The sequence below is a fragment of the Terrabacter sp. NPDC000476 genome (genome assembly GCF_040300125.1).
Classification (GTDB): domain Bacteria; phylum Actinomycetota; class Actinomycetes; order Actinomycetales; family Dermatophilaceae; genus Terrabacter.
In genome coordinates, this window is record NZ_JBEPDF010000016.1 from 1 (window position 1) to 1,519 (window position 1,519).

General features: G+C 68.1%; 2 protein-coding genes. Both read right to left on the reverse strand.

What is annotated here, in order from left to right; translation table 11 throughout:
- On the reverse strand, window positions 1-61 hold a 61-nt coding region (locus ABT295_RS21105), incomplete at its 3' end, for a diguanylate cyclase domain-containing protein (protein WP_352396374.1).
- A gap of 399 nt (window positions 62-460) precedes the next feature.
- A partial coding sequence (locus ABT295_RS21110; RefSeq protein WP_352396373.1) for an IS256 family transposase occupies window positions 461-1,519 on the reverse strand: 1,059 nt, incomplete at its 5' end.

A 1,519-nucleotide genomic window follows, 5' to 3' on the forward strand; every position in this document is an offset into this window, starting at 1 on the left:
CGCCGACGGCGTGGCCGAAGCGGTCGTTGACGTCCTTGAAGCCGTCGAGGTCGATGAGCATCAACGTGGTGGTGCGCTCGTCGCTGAAGCGGTCTGCGCGCTGATCGGCGGGCAGCTCGCCAAGTCCCTGCTCTCGAGCCTTCCCCGGGAACTGTGCCGGGCTCCTTCCCGGGCCCTTCTCCAGGCCTTTTTCTAGGCCTTTGTCCGGGGTCTTGTCTCGGGACTGGTCCAGGGCTTCGGTGAGAGCGCGGTCCAGGGCGCGTCGGTTGGCCAGTCCGGTCAGGTCGTCGGTGAGAGCTTCGTGTCGGGTGATGACCAGGTGAGCCAGCAGCCGGATCAGCTGCAGACCGCGGACGGTGACCCCTAGCTGTACTGACCACTGAGGTTAGTGACGCGCGAGGCGGGCGGGTCAAGTCCCCGGGAGTGGTGTGCGACGTTCGCTGCGTGATGCTCCGTGCAGTCAGGCCGTCAGAGCCTGCATCGTGAGGTCGGAGTTCACCTCCGCAGTGGTCTCGGGGTTGGCGTCCTGCCCGCCAGGCATGGCGATCAGCCGGCAACGGTCCAGCAGGTCCAGGCCGAGGTAGCGACGGCCTTCGGTCCACTCATCGTCCTGCTCAGCCAGGACGGCGCCGACCAGGCGGATCAAGGAGTCACGGTCGGGGAAGATCCCCACTACGTCGGTGCGGCGGCGGATCTCCCGGTTCAACCGCTCCTGCGGATTGTTCGACCACACTTGCCGCCACACCTCCTTGGGGAAGCTGGTGAAAGCCAGGACCTCGGCGCGGGCGCCGTCCAGGTGCGCCGCGACCTTGGGCAGTTTGGTCTCCACCGCGTCCAGCAGTCGGTCGAACTGGGCGTGCACTGAATCGGCGTCAGGCTGGTCGTAGACGCTGTGCAGCAACGTCTTCACCCAAGGCCAGGATGTCTTCGGCGTCACCGCCATCAGGTTCGCGGCGTAGTGCGTCCTGCACCTCTGCCACGACGCTCCCGGCAGGGTCGCGCCGATCGCGGCGACCAGGCCGGCGTGTGCATCGGACGTCACCAGCCGGACCCCGGTCAGGCCGCGGGCGGTCAAATCGCGGAAGAACCCCAACCAACCGGCGCCGTCCTCGGCACTGGAGGTCTGCAGGCCCAGGATTTCCCGGTGCCCATCGGCGTTGACCCCGACCGCCAGCATCGCGTGCACGTTCGCGACCCGGCCGTCCTCACGGACCTTCATCACCAGCGCGTCAGCGGCCACGAACGTGTACGGACCGGCGTCCAGCCGGCGGGTCCGGAACGCTTCGACCTGCGCGTCCAGGTCCTTGGCCATCTCGCTGACCTGCGACTTCGACAGCCGCGTGATGCCCAGGGTCTCGACGAGCTTTTCCATCCGGCGGGTCGAGACCCCGAGCAGATAGGCGGTCGCCACCACCGTCGTCAAGGCCCGCTCAGCGCGGCGGCGGCGCTCCAGCAGCCAGTCCGGGAAGTAGGAGCCCGAGCGCAGCTTGGGGATGGCGACGTCGATCGTGCCCATCCG